The 15,144-nt window shown below is 36.8% G+C and carries 15 protein-coding genes; 12 read left to right on the top strand and 3 right to left on the bottom strand.

Features of this window, described 5'->3' with window-relative positions:
- The first annotated feature begins 64 nt into the window (after positions 1-64).
- Together BS85_RS0101195 and BS85_RS0101200 are read left to right on the top strand one after the other, a co-directional pair.
- Positions 65-1,504, top strand: a complete 1,440-nt coding sequence (locus BS85_RS0101195; RefSeq protein ID WP_026943187.1) for a catalase — start codon at positions 65-67, stop codon at positions 1,502-1,504.
- A complete protein-coding gene (locus BS85_RS0101200; protein WP_026943188.1) occupies positions 1,498-1,968 on the top strand; it encodes an ankyrin repeat domain-containing protein in 471 nt (156 codons plus the stop codon). The genes BS85_RS0101195 and BS85_RS0101200 overlap by 7 nt, the downstream gene beginning before the upstream one ends.
- 3 nt (positions 1,969-1,971) lie before the next feature.
- Here the strand turns inward: BS85_RS0101200 and BS85_RS0101205 are convergent, their stop codons facing one another.
- From BS85_RS0101205 to BS85_RS0101215, 3 genes are all read right to left on the bottom strand, one after another.
- Positions 1,972-2,685: a metallophosphoesterase family protein gene (locus BS85_RS0101205; protein WP_245596251.1), complete on the bottom strand. Its 714-nt coding sequence runs from the start codon at positions 2,683-2,685 to the stop codon at positions 1,972-1,974.
- 20 nt (positions 2,686-2,705) lie between these two features.
- Complete coding sequence (locus tag BS85_RS0101210; protein ID WP_026943190.1) at positions 2,706-4,295, bottom strand: inorganic phosphate transporter; 1,590 nt, start codon at positions 4,293-4,295, stop codon at positions 2,706-2,708.
- Positions 4,296-4,490: 195 nt separating this feature from the next.
- A complete protein-coding gene (locus tag BS85_RS0101215) occupies positions 4,491-4,940 on the bottom strand; it encodes a GatB/YqeY domain-containing protein (protein ID WP_034550884.1) in 450 nt (149 codons plus the stop codon).
- A gap of 89 nt (positions 4,941-5,029) precedes the next feature.
- Between BS85_RS0101215 and flgH the strand changes: the two genes are divergently transcribed.
- The 10 genes from flgH (at position 5,030) to BS85_RS0101265 (ending at position 15,119) form a co-directional block, all read left to right on the top strand.
- Positions 5,030-5,770 carry a flagellar basal body L-ring protein FlgH gene (gene flgH / locus BS85_RS0101220; RefSeq protein WP_026943192.1) on the top strand — a complete coding sequence of 247 codons (741 nt, stop codon included), beginning with the start codon at positions 5,030-5,032 and terminating at the stop codon, positions 5,768-5,770.
- Between the two features lie 45 nt (positions 5,771-5,815).
- Positions 5,816-7,282, top strand: coding sequence for a threonine synthase (gene thrC / locus BS85_RS0101225; protein ID WP_026943193.1), 1,467 nt, complete (start codon positions 5,816-5,818; stop codon positions 7,280-7,282).
- 10 nt (positions 7,283-7,292) lie between these two features.
- Complete coding sequence (gene glyQ, locus BS85_RS0101230) at positions 7,293-8,189, top strand: glycine--tRNA ligase subunit alpha (protein ID WP_026943194.1); 897 nt, start codon at positions 7,293-7,295, stop codon at positions 8,187-8,189.
- Entirely contained in the window at positions 8,189-8,917 is a 729-nt protein-coding gene (locus BS85_RS0101235) for a Nif3-like dinuclear metal center hexameric protein (RefSeq protein ID WP_026943195.1), read from the top strand. The genes glyQ and BS85_RS0101235 overlap by 1 nt, the downstream gene beginning before the upstream one ends.
- 25 nt (positions 8,918-8,942) lie before the next feature.
- Positions 8,943-9,656 carry a zinc ribbon domain-containing protein gene (locus tag BS85_RS0101240; RefSeq protein ID WP_026943196.1) on the top strand — a complete coding sequence of 238 codons (714 nt, stop codon included), beginning with the start codon at positions 8,943-8,945 and terminating at the stop codon, positions 9,654-9,656.
- Positions 9,657-9,662: 6 nt separating this feature from the next.
- Positions 9,663-10,904: a lipid IV(A) 3-deoxy-D-manno-octulosonic acid transferase gene (gene waaA / locus BS85_RS0101245; RefSeq protein ID WP_026943197.1), complete on the top strand. Its 1,242-nt coding sequence runs from the start codon at positions 9,663-9,665 to the stop codon at positions 10,902-10,904.
- An 8-nt stretch (positions 10,905-10,912) separates the two neighbouring features.
- The gene (locus tag BS85_RS0101250) at positions 10,913-11,761 is read left to right on the top strand and encodes a pseudouridine synthase family protein (protein ID WP_084310112.1); all 849 of its coding nucleotides are present in this window, start codon (positions 10,913-10,915) and stop codon (positions 11,759-11,761) included.
- An 83-nt stretch (positions 11,762-11,844) separates the two neighbouring features.
- A complete protein-coding gene (locus BS85_RS10005) occupies positions 11,845-12,591 on the top strand; it encodes a methylenetetrahydrofolate reductase (RefSeq protein ID WP_245596252.1) in 747 nt (248 codons plus the stop codon).
- A gap of 296 nt (positions 12,592-12,887) precedes the next feature.
- Complete coding sequence (locus tag BS85_RS0101260) at positions 12,888-13,916, top strand: YeiH family protein (protein WP_026943199.1); 1,029 nt, start codon at positions 12,888-12,890, stop codon at positions 13,914-13,916.
- 36 nt (positions 13,917-13,952) lie between these two features.
- On the top strand, positions 13,953-15,119 hold the full coding sequence (locus tag BS85_RS0101265; RefSeq protein WP_026943200.1) for an FtsW/RodA/SpoVE family cell cycle protein: 1,167 nt from the start codon (positions 13,953-13,955) through the stop codon (positions 15,117-15,119).
- Positions 15,120-15,144 lie beyond the last annotated feature (25 nt).

Here is a 15,144-nt window from a genome sequence, read left to right on the forward strand (position 1 = left end):
TATAATTTGCCACAGAAATAATAAAATTTATTTCTAAATTATATTTATTTTTTAAAGGAAGGCGATGAAAAAATTAACCAATGATTTTGGAAACATTGTAAGTGATAACCAAAATTCACTAAGCGTAGGCAATCAAGGACCGCTTTTACTACAAGATTATATCTTGCTAGAAAAATTAGCCCACCAAAACAGAGAAAGAATCCCAGAACGCACGGTGCATGCAAAAGGTAGTGGAGCGTATGGAGAGCTAAGAATCACAGAGGATATTTCCAAATACACAAAGGCAAAAGTGCTACAAAAAGGTGAGGTTACGCCTTTATTTTTGCGATTCTCAACCGTGGCGGGAGAGGCAGGAGCGGCAGATGCAGAAAGAGATGTCAGGGGATTTGCAATCAAATTCTACACCAAAGAGGGAAATTGGGATTTAGTCGGCAACAACACACCCACTTTCTTTATCCGCGACCCTTATAAGTTTCCAGATTTTATCCATAGCCAAAAACGCGACCCGCGCAATCATCTAAGAAGTAGCAATGCCGCGTGGGATTTTTGGACATTATGCCCAGAGAGTCTGCACCAAGTAACGATTCTAATGAGTGATCGTGGAATCCCAGCGAGTTATCGCGAAATGCACGGCTTTGGCAGTCATACTTACAGCCTTATTAACGCACAAGGCGAGAGGTTTTGGGTGAAATTCCACTTCAAAAGTAAGCAAGGCATTAGGAATCTTACCAATGCACAAGCGGCAGAAATCATCGCAAAAGACAGAGAGAGCCACCAAAGGGATTTGTATGAAAACATAGAAAAGGGCAATTTTCCAAGTTGGAGCTTTAAAATTCAAGTTTTGCACGAAAGTGAAGTGGATAAGCTAGGATTCAACCCTTTTGATTTGACAAAAACTTGGTCGCACAAAGTCGTTCCACTCATAGAGGTAGGAGAGCTTATCTTAAATAGGAATCCACAAAATTATTTCAACGAAGTAGAACAAGCAGCTTTCAGCCCTAGCAATATCGTTCCGGGAATTGGGTTTAGCCCAGATAAAATGCTACAAGGTAGAATCTTTAGCTATCCTGATGCGCACCGCTATCGCATTGGAACAAACTATCATCTCTTACCCATTAATCGCCCAAAAAGCGAGGTGAATACCTATAATGTCGCGGGTGCTATGAACTCTGACTCTTACGAAAATAAAGCGGCTTATTATGAGCCAAACAGCTACGATTATAGTGCAAAAGAATGCAAGGAGTTTGCAGAGCCAGACTTAAAGGCAAATGGCAATATCCAACGATATGCACCCCTTGATGAGGATTATTATACGCAGCCTAGAGCGTTGTTTGCGCTTATGGATTCCAACCAACAAGCACAACTCTTTGAAAATATTGCCTCTTCTATGGAAGGCGTGGAATCCAAAATCATAGAACGCGCTTTAGGGCATTTTGAAAAAATCGCTCCCGAATATGCGCAAGGCGTTAAAAATGCGCTCAAAGCAAAGAATCTCCAATGGTAACATTGAGTGAGCAAGAGGAACAAAGATTCGGAGAGCTTTGTCAAATGGCGTTTAATTTTGCACGAAATGATGACTGCGAAAATCTTAAAGCAATGATTGAGGCGGGATTAAATGTGAATCTCAAAACACACAAGGGCGACACACTCTTAATGTTAGCAAGTTACCACGATTCCATAAATTGCGCTAAAATGCTTTTACAAAAAGGAGCACTTGTAGATGAACGCAACGATAGGGGGCAAACCCCTCTTGCGGGAGTATGCTTTAAAGGGCATTTGGAAATGGCAAAACTCTTACTTACATTTGGTGCAAATCCGAATGCAAATAATGGCTTAGGCGCGACACCCTACACCTTTGCGATTCTATTTGGGAGGCAAGAAATTGCAGAATTATTGTTGGAATATTCCAATCCGAATGTATTTAAAAAGCTTTCTCTTGCAATCCTGCGTTTGTTAAAAGGCAAATAAAAACTAGGATATTTTGTCAGAAATGAAATTTTGTTCAAATACGCGTTTAGTAGGCCATTCAAATGCGCTTAATCTCGCATTTGGCTTACTCCCATAATATACACAACCCGTATCAATTGCGGCAAAATTCTCTGTAATAAAAACCTCTTTTTGCACGTCGTGTCCAAAGACATTAAAGACGCCATATTGTTTTTTTGCTTCTTTTTGGTAATTGTGCATTCTAAGCCTACTCCAAGTTAAAGCTTGAAAATCCTTTTTGCGCGTTTTATAATAAGGCAATCCAAATCCGTGCGTAACAAACAACCTTTTCCCTTGCTCATCACATAAATCAATTTCTAAAAATCGTGGTAATTCTACAAGCCATTCTAAATGTTCGTGAATCTTGCGCAAACCACCATATCTCCGATAGCTCTCCATTGTCTCATAACCACCATTGCTAATCCACACACTCCCTCTACCGCTACTTGGAATTGCATGATAATATTCTAACATCAACTCTTCGTGATTTCCAAGCACACAGGCAAAATGATTAGAAATAGCTAAATCAATCACTTCACAACTCTTATCCCCTCGGTCAATTAAATCGCCTGTTAGAATGATTTGCGATTCCCATTTGTGCGGTAATTTCTCAATCAATGCACATAAAGTATCCAAGCAACCATGCACATCACCAATCACATATACAGGTCGCGAATAATCCAATCCCTCTATTCTCAATTTTAATTTCCCTATGATTCTTAAAGCCCAATCGCAGAGATGATAAAATAGCAAATTGCGCTAAAAATTGCAGAGACAGGCACAGTAATCAACCACGCAGCAACAATTTTATTAATCGCAGAACGTTTTACTAATTCCTCTTTATAAGCTTCTTTGAGTTTTTTAGCTTCTTTTTTCTTTAAATCTATATCGCTAAATTCTTCTAATTTTGCTTTCTTTTTGGAATCCTTGCGCTCAATACTCTTTAAAATAGCAGCTTTTCTCTTCACAGAAGCATTGCGGAAATGTTCCAAAAATTCTTTAACTTTCTTGCTATCCTCTCCCTTACGAGATTCCAAAATTTTAGCTTCCATTTCTTTGTATTGTCTTTTTAAATGCTCACGCAAAAAGCCAATACCAAAAATAGCTCCAATCGCAATGTGAGTAGAACTAACTGGCATTCCCAATTCACTAGCGACAAGCACGGTTAATGCCGCACTCATTGCAATACAATATGCGCGCATTTGATCTAGCTCTGTAATCTCTCCTCCCACAGTGCGAATCAATCTTGGACCAAAAAGCGCAAGCCCAATAGAGATTCCAAGCCCACCAATGAGCATAATCCAAAAAGGCACATTAGCTTTAGCACCAAACTCAAAACTAACCTTTAACGCCTCATTAATTGCCGTGAGTGGTCCAATCGCATTTGCCACATCGTTTGCGCCGTGTGCGAAACTCAAAAGCGCCACAGCAAAAATCAGTGGAATCGTAAAAAGCTTATTAATCTCCTCTTTTTTATTTTCTAATTTCTCCAAAGCCTTTTTAATAATTGGTTTTACAATAAAAAATACAAGCACTGCGATTGCCACACTAAGCGCAAAGGCAATCTTGCTGTCCAATGTAACAATATGTCTTAAGCCTTTATTGATCAAATACAAACTAAAAGCCCAAGTCATAAAGGCTATCAAATAAGGAACGATATTTTCTGCTGATGTCTTTTTGTTTTCTTTATAAGTAATTGTATGTTTGATGAAAAATAATAATGCCGCAGCAATCACTCCGCCCATAACCGGTGAAATCACCCAACTTGCTACAATTCTCCCAAGCGCATTCCAATTTGCCACATCTAATCCACCTGCGGCAATCCCAGCACCTAAAACACCACCTACAATTGCGTGTGTTGTGGAAACAGGTGCTCCAATGGCGGTTGCAATATTTAACCAAATCGCCCCTGAAATCAATGCCGCAAGCATTAAAGTAACAAATTCTTTAGAATCTCCAATCGCATCCACAGAGATAATTCCGGAACTTACAGTGCTAACAACCTCCCCACCAGCAATTAATGAACCCGAAATCTCGCATATAGCCGCAATAATAATCGCCCCTGTCATTGTTAGGGCTTTAGAACCAACGGCTGGACCTACATTGTTTGCCACATCGTTTGCGCCAATATTGAGTGCCATATATCCACCCATAATGGCTGCAAATCCCAATAAAATAGGATTTGTAACACTCTCCGCAAAAGCAACCATTACGATAATTACAAGCACAAACAAAAAGATAATACTTGCCTTTTGCAAATGCTCCCGATTAATTTTAAACCCTCTATCGGGTTGTAAGAAATTTTCCATCATCTCTCCCTATAATATTCTCTGCTGACGCAAACTCAAAAACTCTAAACTTTATATTCTATCAGAACCTTAAATAAAAAATAATAAATTTTTGCAATGTTTTTAAAGCTTTCATTATTATTTCTACTGCAATCCTACCCCAATAAAACCAAACAATTTATAATCCTCCTTGCTCAAATATCTCTACTTTTTTAGTTATTCTAACATTGATTTTAACGCTTCACTTATGCGCCTACCATCTGCAACATCTCCCAATGTTTTGTTTGCCACTCCCATTACCTTACCTATGTCTTTTTTGGATTTTACTCCAAGCTCCTTTAAGATTTTTTCTAAAGCATTGTGTAAATCCTCATCACTTAATTGCTGCGGTAAATATTCCATAATAACTTGCATTTCATAATTTTCTTTTTGATACAAATCCTCTCTACCTGCTTGTTTATAAGCCTCTGCTGCTTCTGCTCTCTGTTTATAGGCTTTTTTGAGAATCAAAATCACCTCTTTATCCTCTAAAACCTTGCGTTCATCTACCTCAACCTGCTTCAAAGCACTATTCAACATTCGTAATGCATCACGTTTTTCTCTGTGATTTTCTTTCATAGCTATTTTAATATCGTTTAAAATTCTGTCTTTAATTACACTTGCCATTGGTTTCCTTATTATTTTTGGAATGCGCTTTGCTTAAAAGCTTTATAAAGATTAGGTTATTATACCTAAAATTCACACAAGGAAGCACTATGAAGCTTAAAGTTACTTTTCAATCCTCCTTTTTTGCACTTGCATTTTATTGTTTTGTCTTAGGGTTTCTCTTAAATGGTTGCGCAACAACAGAACCGCAAATCTCTTTTCGCCCTCCAGCCTATGTAGAAGAATTGCCACCCAAAGAAGAGGAAGATAACTTCGGAAATCCGGGAAGTATTTTTGGACAAGGAGACAATCTATTGTTTTCTGATCGCCGTGCAATGCAGTTAAACGACTTAGTAACAGTAATTATTAACCAAACTGCACAAGCAAGTTCCACGGCAAACAAGAATCTCAACGAAACCTCCAACTCTAATTTGAGCGGACCAGGCATTACTTTTGGAGGACCTAGCAACAGCATTGGGAAACTTGCAGGAAAGCTGAACAATCTTACAGGATTTGGAATCACAACCGGAAACAATACCTCAACCTATCAAGGTGCAGGCTCACAAAATCGTCAAGAAGCTTTCTCTACAACAATTGCAGCGCGTATTATTAAAGTAATGCAAAATGGAAATTATTTCATTGAAGGTAGCCGAGAAGTATTAATCAATGGAGAAAAACAAATTATTCATTTGAGTGGTGTTGTGCGTCCAACAGACATTGCGCGTAACAACACGATAGAATCTCAATATATTGCAGACGCTAAAATTATGTATGATACACAAGGCGAATTAAAGAAAAGCACAGAAAAAGGTTGGGGAACAAAACTTATTGAATCTGTTTGGCCTTTTTAAAGACAAATTTTGGTAGAATATGCAAATTTATTTCAAAGGATTTGCGTGCATACACAACATTTTATCGGCACTCGCGGGGGACAAGATACCGCTTTAACCTTCAAAGATGCAGTTTTGAATCCAAACGCTGCTTTTGGAGGGCTTTACACTGCTAAAAAGTTACCAAAGTTTGATGAAGATTCTATTAAAGAATTTAGTGAATTAAATTACGAGGAGTTGGCGCAAGAGATTTTTCGTCATTTAAGTCTAGGAGTTCGCAAAGAAGCATTAGAAGAAGCATTAAAACTCTACCATCATTTTGACGACCCTACCACACCAGCACCTCTTTATTCAGTCCATCCTTACCTACATATCCAAAAGCTCTATTGCGGACCTACACGCGCCTTTAAGGATATGGCGTTACAACCCTTTGGTTCTTTATTTAGCAGTTTCTTAAAAGAATCCAAAAAAGAAACAGATTATTTAATTTTGGTTGCAACGAGTGGCGATACAGGACCTGCAACTCTGCAAAGCTTTGCAAACAAGCCCCATATTAAGGTTGTTTGCATTTATCCAGAAGGTGGCACAAGCGATGTGCAACGTTTGCAAATGACTACAATGAATGCCGATAATATTGAAGTTTTTGGCATAAAAGGAGACTTTGATGAAGCCCAAACACTCCTGAAATCCCTTCTTAAAGATCCAAAATTTAATGCAATTTTAAAATCTAAAAACATTGCCTTAAGTGCAGCCAATAGTGTAAATTTCGGTAGAATCGCATTTCAGATTCTTTATCACGCCTACTCTAGTTTGCAAATCTTTAAAATCAATCATCAAAAAATTCATATCATCGTGCCAAGCGGAAATTTCGGAAATGCTCTAGGCGCATTTTATGCTAAGTTTATGGGATTCCCTATTGAGCGCATTTGGATTGCGTCCAATGCCAATGATGTTTTAGCGGAATTTATCAATACTGGGATTTATGATATTGCAGAAAAATCTTTGCAAAAAACCTACTCTCCTGCGATGGATATTTTAAAAAGCTCCAATATTGAACGTGTGCTTTTTACTCTCTTTGAAGCACAACGCACAAGGGAATTTATGGAATCTCTTGAGCAAATTGGAAAATACAGCTTAACCAAAGAAGAGCTTGCGTGGATACAAATATATTTTAGCGCGACAAGTTGTGACGACAACTATTGCCTTCAAACCATTAAAACTTACGCAAAAAAGGGCTATATTATAGATCCACACACCGCTTGTGGATTCAAAGCTTTTGAGGAGATTAAAGCTAAATTCCCCAACACTCCTTGTGTGCTTTGTTCCACCGCAGAATGGACAAAATTTGCACCAACTCTAGCAAAAGCACTTGATTTGGGAGATTTAAGCGACAAAGAAGCCTTAGAAAAAATTTCTCAAACCTATAATATCACAATTCCTAAAGAGATTTTTACTCTCTTTAATCAACCAGAAATTCACAATCAAGTCTTTGACGCGCAAACGCTTAGCCAAAAAATTTTAGAATGGTTATAAGGAATCTTAAATGTTGTATTTTTCTGATTTACTTTTAAAATTACAAGAATTTTGGCATAGACAAGGTTGCTTAATCATTCAACCTTACGATATTCCCGCCGGAGCAGGAACATTTCACCCCGCCACACTTTTAAGAAGTTTGGATTCCAAGCCTTGGAGTGTCGCCTATGTCGCTCCTTCGCGTCGCCCAACTGATGGACGCTATGGAGAGAATCCCAATCGGCTAGGTAGTTATTATCAATTTCAAGTCTTGATTAAACCTAGCCCCAACAACATTCAAGAGCTTTATCTCAAAAGCCTAGAATATTTGGGATTAAATCTCAAAGATCACGATGTGCGATTTGTAGAAGATAATTGGGAATCTCCCACACTGGGTGCGTGGGGCTTAGGTTGGGAAGTATGGCTAGATGGTATGGAAGTTACACAATTTACATACTTCCAACAAGTAGGTGGAATCCCTTGTGAGCCTGTGGCGGTTGAAATTACTTATGGAACTGAAAGATTAGCAATGTATTTGCAGGGTGTAGAGAATGTTTTTGACATTCAATGGAATCCAAATTATACTTATGCAGATGTGCATTTAGAGGGAGAATTTGAATTTTCAAAATACAATTTTGAAGTGGCAGATACAGCAATGCTTTTTGAATTTTTTGCAAAAATGCAGCAAGAGGGTAACCGCGCTCTTGAAGCAGGGTTGCCATTACCTGCGTATGATTGTGCAATGCTTGCAAGTCATTTGTTTAATGTGTTAGATGCAAGAAAAGCAATTTCTGCAACAGAGCGTCAAAACTATATTTTAAAAATCCGCGAACTTGCTAAAGCTTGTGCAACCCTATACAAAGAGCAAGAGCCAATGCGTCAAGAACGTTTAGAGAAGACAAAAACATTAAAAAGTGTGGAATCTTAATGCAAGTGGCAAAAATCTTAGAGATTCTAAATTCCATTAGCCCTTTTGAATTGCAAGAAGTATGGGATAATTGTGGCTTGATTTTAGGCGATAGTAATGCAGAGTTTCAGCGCATCTATTTAAGCTTAGAAGTTACATTGCCTCTTTTAGAGAAAATGGAATCCAATGCGCTATTAATCACGCACCATCCTCTAATTTTCTCCCCCCTCAAGCAACTTAACTTCGCGCAGTATCCTGCCAAACTCCTACAACTTGCCATACAAAAAAATATCCAACTTATTGCAATGCACACAAACTTTGACAAAACGCATTTTGGGGAGTATGTTACGCGTGAGATTTTGGGAGTGCAAACCTATACAAAACAAGATTTTTTAATCCGTTTTGTATGGGAAGATTCCATAGAATCCCTATGCGCACACATTAAAAAGAAATTGCATTTAAACTCCCTTAAATACACGGAATCTAACCACAAAAATACACAAAATGTCGCGCTAGTTACAGGGAGCGGTGGGAGTTTCATACGCAATCTTATTGGCATAGATTGCCTTATAACAGGCGATGTGAAATACCACGAAGCAATGGAAGCACAAGCACTTGGAATCAATGTTATTGATTGTGGGCATTATGAATTAGAATGCTATTTTGGGGAAATTTTATCTCCAATTTTGACAAATTATGGCTATAAAGCTATAATTTTAGATTCACAAAATCCCTTTAATTTTGTCTAAATATTTTAATCTTTGGAGCTATTGTATGAATAAGCATTTAAGTCAGTTAGTTGAAATCGCAAATCTTGATAAAGAAATTGATTCTTTTGAGCCTCGCATTAAAGAAGTAAAAAAAGAATTAAGTGCCATTGAGGAAGAGGAAAATACTCTAAATCGTGAAATAGAAGAGCTTGAAAGCTCCTCGCGTGATATTTCACTTTCTATCACCAAAAACGAGAATCACTTGGAGGATTTATCCTTAAAACTAGAAGAGATTGCAAACAAAACAAAACTCATTAAAACAGAGAAAGAGAGCAAAGCATTAAGCCTAGAGGAAGAATTAGCAAAAGAGCAAATCACTTTTGCGAACGAAGAAATTGCTCGCCTAAACACCTTAATAGAATCCAAAAAAGATTCCATTCATTCTCTTGAGGAAAAAATCAATCAATTAAAAGAAAAAGGGGAAGAAATAGCACAACGAGTAGAAATAGAAGTCCAGAAAGTCAAAGGAGAACAAAAAGAAGTATTTGCCCAAAAAGAAGAGCTTGTAGGCAAAATGGACCAAAAAATCATCTCCTTTTATGAAAAAATTCGTAAATGGGCAAAAAATACAAGCGTTGTGCCTGTAACGCGTCAAGCGTGCGGGGGTTGCTTTATCCGATTGAATGACAAAATTTATTCTGATGTTATCCGCTCTGATGATATTATTACCTGCCCACACTGCGGTAGAATCCTCTATTTTCAAGAAGAAAATGCTTAATTTATAATGAATTTTTTCACTAGCATTTACTACATTATGCTTTGTATAGTGCATCTTTGTGCTATACCTTTTTTATTTCTTTTAAGTTTCAAGCAAAAATATCGTTACTCTCTCAAAAAGCGATTCTTTGTGCCAGATTCTTTACAAGAGGCAATAGGTTTTAAACTTCATTGGTTACACGCTTGTTCTTTTGGCGAAGTGCAATCCTTGCAAATGGTTATAGAATCCCTCACCAAAAGACTTGGCAATGATGAAAAAATTTTACTTACTACCACAACACAAACAGGTTTTACTCTTGCTAAGAATCTCTATCCAAAGTGTGTCGTGCGCTATTTGCCCTTTGAAACCTTAATTCCTTTTTGGCTACGCAATAGCACTCTTGTAAGCTTCACATTAGTAGAGGCGGAATTATGGCTTATGCCATTGGTTTGTGCTAGATTGAAGGGAGCAAAAACACTATTAATCAATGCTAGAATCTCTACGCGCTCCCTCCCGCGCTATTTGCGATTCCGCTTTTTTTACTCCAGACTTTTTGGCTTTATAGACCAAGTTTTTTGTCAAACACATTCAGACGAAAAACATCTCCAACTTCTAGGAGCTAAAAATATCCATATTTTAGGAAATTTGAAATTAGCCCAGATTCCACAAATAAATACTAATTACACTGCTCCAAAGCAACCTTTATGGGTTATTGCTAGCACACATTGCAAACAAAACCAAAGTGAGGAAGTTTTAATTTTAGATGCTATCTTAAAAGCATTTTTCCTAGACAATTCCAATCCAAAAAAAGAATCTATGCCACATTTTTTGTTTGCTCCTCGCCACCCAGAACGTTTTTTGGAAGTAGAATCGCAATTAAACAAAATTTTGAAATCTCACTCTCTCCCACCTCTTACCAAAACTTCCACAAATGGTGTGCAAGAATCCTTTAACGCGCCTTTTATCTTGTTGGATTCTTTGGGTGAATTGAATAATCTTTATAAAATTGCACAAGGAGTAATTTTGGGTGGAAGTTTTTTGAAGGGTATTGGAGGACACAATCCGATAGAACCAGCTTTTTTTCACACTAAACTCATTAGTGGATTTTATATTTTTAACCAAAAAGCCCTTTTTGGAAACATACAAAACTATACTTTATGCCACATTCAAAGTTTGCCAAAAGTCTTAAAAAGATATGAGTTTTTACAGAATGCAAAAATTACCAAAACATTCAATTTGACAAAAATTATTCAAACAATCCACTCATAAGGCTTTCAATGAAACACTCTCAATATCCTAAAAAACAGCATTCTAAATCCAATGCAACCTTGACTAAAAAGCAAAATAAACCATCAACGCAAGTACTAAAGATTCCAAAAGGTGCGCAAAAAGCCTATAAACTTCTAGCATTGCAAGAAAATATCTCAAACAACGAAGCAAAAAACCTCATAGACAGAGGGTTAGTTAGCATTAACGGCAAAAAAATACAAATTGCGCGGAGCTTACTTGCACCCAACACGCATTTTAACATTCAAAATATTCCTAAAATCCAAGAAATTTTTAAAGATGAAAACATTTTAGCCCTTGATAAACCCGCTTTTTTCACAAGTGAGGAAGTTGCTAAAAACTATCCGCAGTGGGTTTTACTTCATAGGTTGGACAAAGAGACTAGCGGTGTTTTATTGCTAGTAAAAGACCAAAGTGAATTTCACCTCAAAGCGAAAGAATCTTTTAAACAAATGCAAGTCATCAAGCACTATATTGCTATCACAGAGGGTATTATAGAAGAGGAATGCGAAATTACTGCGCCCTTACTTATTAAAAAAGGAAGGTTTGCTAAAGTTACAATTAGCAAAAATGGCGAAGGACAAAAGGCAATCACACACATTTGCCCCTTAGAAATTTCAGGCAAAAAAACAAAACTAAATGTGGAAATCAAAACAGGAAAAACACACCAAATCCGCGCACATTTAGCTCATTTAAAACACCCCATTATTGGCGATACACTCTATGGAGCAAAGCCCTCTTATCGCATTTTATTACACGCACACTCCGTTGAGATTCTAGGCTATCGTTTTGTCTCTCCCCCACCAAAGGAATTCATTTTTAAAGAGAATTTATCATAGATTAAAATATCATTTTCATAGACAAAGATAAAATTTTTGATAAAATTTCTCAAAATTTTATAGACAATCAATGAGGAATCTTGATGACAAATACTCTTTTAAAAACCGACAATATAGTTGCAGACACTTTTCAAAGCTCACAAATAGAATCTTTTATGGATAAATTAGCTACAAAAGGCAAATGTTTTACTTACGAGTTTTCTGCCCCCGCTAGTTTCAATCTTGAACCACTTTTTTCTAAGCTTCAAAATGAACAATTTATCACAAAGCTAGACGCATTTGTTTGCACGGATTCTCCTTTGGGCAAACTCAAACATAGTGCGATTCTAGCAAGTCTTAAACTCCAAAATACCTTTAAGATTCCAAGCATTACGACAATTTCTATGCGGGATAAAAATACACTTGCCCTACAAAGTGATATTGTAGGTATGAATAGCCTTGACTTGCGACTAATATTAGCCTTAACAGGCGATCCTTTACGACTTGGCAATCAGCCACAAGCTAAAGGCGTATTTGAAGGAAATAGTTTGTTGCTTTTAAAAATCATTAAAGCACTAAATTGCCAAAAAGATATTAATGGCACGACATTAAATGGGGATTCCAAGCCTATTTATCCTTTTTGCGTTTTAAACTCCTATGCAAACAAAAAGGAAAATCTTTACAACAAAATGCAAGAAAAAATACAAAATGGGGCTCACGCCATTTTTACGCAACCCATTTATGATATAAATATTGCACAAGAATTGCTAGAATGGTGTGAGCAAATCAATACACAAAAATCAAACAAAATGCGTATTAGTCTTTGGATTCTTTCCGATTTTCTCTTATAAAACCGCCCTATTCTTGCATCACAAATTGCCCGGCGTGTTTATTCCTGAAAATTGGCTAAAAGAGATGAAATTGGCAAGTGAGCAAAACACAGAAGCGCAAGTGGGATTAGAAAAAAGTCAAATCTTATTTTCAAATCTTTACAAAATACATCAAAAAATTCATTTTATGAGTGCAAATAAGCCTGATTTAATTGAAAAAATAATTTGCTAAAAAGTAAATTTTAAATAGAATTTGCTACACTTCAATTTCGCAAAGGGCATAACCCATAAAAACTAAAACTTATCAAAGGCATAGAATGTCTCAAACAATGCAATCATTCAAAAACAACTTCATAAATGAATGGCTTAATGGTTTTACATTGGTACTTTTGGTGAGCTTGGCAAGTTATTATATTGCTTCACTCCCTTTGATTCTTAAATTACATTTATCACCTTTAATCATCGGGGTTGTTTTTGGAATCTTAGTTTCTCCACTCTTTAGACAAACAGAAAAAACTTGTGAAAAAGCAGTCGCATTTAGCGCAAAAAAACTCTTAAGAATTGGTATTATTCTATATGGTTTTAATGTAACATTGACAAGCATTGCCTCTGTTGGATTCAATGGAATCCTTTTGAGTGTTGTGGTGGTAGTGTTTGTTTTATGGATTGGTTATCTTATAGGAGTGAAGCTTTTGGGCTTGGACAAAGAAATTGCTATTTTGGTAAGTGGTGGAAGCGCAATTTGCGGAGCAGCAGCAATTTTAGCACTAGAATCCTCCTTAAAATCTAAACCCTACAAAGGAATCATCGCGGTAGGCACGGTCGTTATTTTTGGACTTTTGGGAATGTTCTTATACCCTATAGTTTATGCGCTAGGATTGATTCCGCTCAATTACACTCAAGAGGGTTATTATATTGGACTTACTTTGCACGAATTAGCAAATGTTGTTGGGGCTGGAGATGCAATCTCTCAAGAAACACAAGAAGTCGCTTTGATTGTAAAAATGATTCGCGTTTTGTTGTTGGTTGCTGTCTTGCTTGTTGTTCCTTATTTCTTTGCAGAGAGCAAAGAAGGAGGCAAAAGGAAATTACATATTCCTTGGTTTGCATTTTGGTTCTTAGGGGTTGTCATCTTGCATTCTTTGATAAACTTGCCTGATGAAGCAGTCTCTTTCTTTAAATTTCTATCGGGATTCTTTTTGGTTATGGCAATGAGTGCCTTAGGTCTCCAAGTAGATTTGAAAAAATTTTTAGAATTTGGTGGCAAGGCATTTGTATTGGCATTTATTTTATTTGGCATTCTTGCTGTTGGCGGATTCTTTCTTGTTTATTATTTTGTTCCATAAGTTGAGCTAAAATACAAAAATCATAAAAGGGATTCAATGGTTGATCGCCCATTATTTATCATAAGCGCAAGTTTAATCACTATTAGCATTATTTTTTCTTATTCACTCTCTTCATTTGCTATCTTGTATTACAACTATGGAGAGTTTCATTTTGTGTTAAGGCAGCTTATTGCGGGAGTGCTTGGAATTATGATTATGTGGGGAATTTCTCGTTGCAATCCAGACCATTTTATTTTATGGTTTGGATTCTCCTTATTCTTTGGTGGAATCTTTTTAATGCTTATTATGCACTTTCTGCCCGAAAGCCTCGCAACAAGTGCGGGTGGAGCAAAACGTTGGATTCGGCTTCCTTTCTTTTCACTCGCACCGGTAGAATTTTTTAAAATTGGCTTTATCGTCTTTTTGGCTTGGAGTTTTTCTCGTAAATTTTCTCTTTTAGAACAAAAAAACCTCAAAGAAGAATTTATTACTTTTCTGCCTTATGTGGTAGTTTTTTTAATCGCAGTTTATTTGATTGCGATTTTGCAAAACGATTTAGGACAAATTGTGCTTTTGGGTGCAACTCTTGCATTGATGATGACTTTTGCGGGTTCTTCTTTTAAGTTGTTTTTATATCTTTTAAGTGGGGCTTTTGCGCTTTTTATTGTCGTGATTGTTACAAGCACCCATCGTATAATGCGTATCAAGGCTTGGTGGGCAAGAATACAAGATTTAATCTTGTCTATCTTTCCACAATCCATTGCGGATTCCTTACGCATTGAAAACTTACCCGAACCCTATCAGATTCAACATTCTCTTAATGCGATTGCAAATGGTGGAATCTTGGGAGAGGGATTAGGAAATGGTTTGATAAAATTAGGCTTTTTAAGCGAAGTGCATACCGATGTGATTCTAGCAGGGATTGCAGAGGAGATTGGCTTTATTGGTTTGCTTTGCATTAGCCTACTTTTTGTTACACTTATTTTTAGGATTCTTAAAATTGCTAATCGTTGCGAAAACACAATGTATTATCTTTTTTGCTCTGGAGTAGCAGTTTTGCTAGGATTCTCCTTTTTAATCAATGCGTTTGGAATCTCTGGTTTAATCCCTATTAAAGGCATTGCTGTTCCTCTTTTAAGCTATGGTGGAAGCTCCATTCTTGCTACAAGCATAATGATAGGTATGGTGCTTGCAATTAGCAAAAAGTGCCGATACCATAGGTAGAAAGGACAATCAATAGAGGTTTCTA

This window comes from Helicobacter rodentium ATCC 700285, assembly GCF_000687535.1.
Taxonomy (GTDB): domain Bacteria; phylum Campylobacterota; class Campylobacteria; order Campylobacterales; family Helicobacteraceae; genus Helicobacter_D; species Helicobacter_D rodentium.

Excerpts from the sequence above, each read along its gene's own strand:
- BS85_RS0101195 (WP_026943187.1), top strand. The coding sequence starts at position 65 with ATGAAAAAATTAACCAATGATTTTGGAAACATTGTAAGTGATAACCAA.
- BS85_RS0101200 (WP_026943188.1), top strand. The coding sequence starts at position 1,498 with ATGGTAACATTGAGTGAGCAAGAGGAACAAAGATTCGGAGAGCTTTGT.
- BS85_RS0101210 (WP_026943190.1), bottom strand. The coding sequence starts at position 4,295 with ATGGAAAATTTCTTACAACCCGATAGAGGGTTTAAAATTAATCGGGAG.
- BS85_RS0101215 (WP_034550884.1), bottom strand. The coding sequence starts at position 4,940 with ATGGCAAGTGTAATTAAAGACAGAATTTTAAACGATATTAAAATAGCT.
- flgH (WP_026943192.1), top strand. The coding sequence starts at position 5,030 with ATGAAGCTTAAAGTTACTTTTCAATCCTCCTTTTTTGCACTTGCATTT.
- glyQ (WP_026943194.1), top strand. The coding sequence starts at position 7,293 with ATGTTGTATTTTTCTGATTTACTTTTAAAATTACAAGAATTTTGGCAT.
- BS85_RS0101235 (WP_026943195.1), top strand. The coding sequence starts at position 8,189 with ATGCAAGTGGCAAAAATCTTAGAGATTCTAAATTCCATTAGCCCTTTT.
- BS85_RS0101240 (WP_026943196.1), top strand. The coding sequence starts at position 8,943 with ATGAATAAGCATTTAAGTCAGTTAGTTGAAATCGCAAATCTTGATAAA.
- waaA (WP_026943197.1), top strand. The coding sequence starts at position 9,663 with ATGAATTTTTTCACTAGCATTTACTACATTATGCTTTGTATAGTGCAT.
- BS85_RS0101250 (WP_084310112.1), top strand. The coding sequence starts at position 10,913 with ATGAAACACTCTCAATATCCTAAAAAACAGCATTCTAAATCCAATGCA.
- BS85_RS10005 (WP_245596252.1), top strand. The coding sequence starts at position 11,845 with ATGACAAATACTCTTTTAAAAACCGACAATATAGTTGCAGACACTTTT.
- BS85_RS0101260 (WP_026943199.1), top strand. The coding sequence starts at position 12,888 with ATGTCTCAAACAATGCAATCATTCAAAAACAACTTCATAAATGAATGG.
- BS85_RS0101265 (WP_026943200.1), top strand. The coding sequence starts at position 13,953 with ATGGTTGATCGCCCATTATTTATCATAAGCGCAAGTTTAATCACTATT.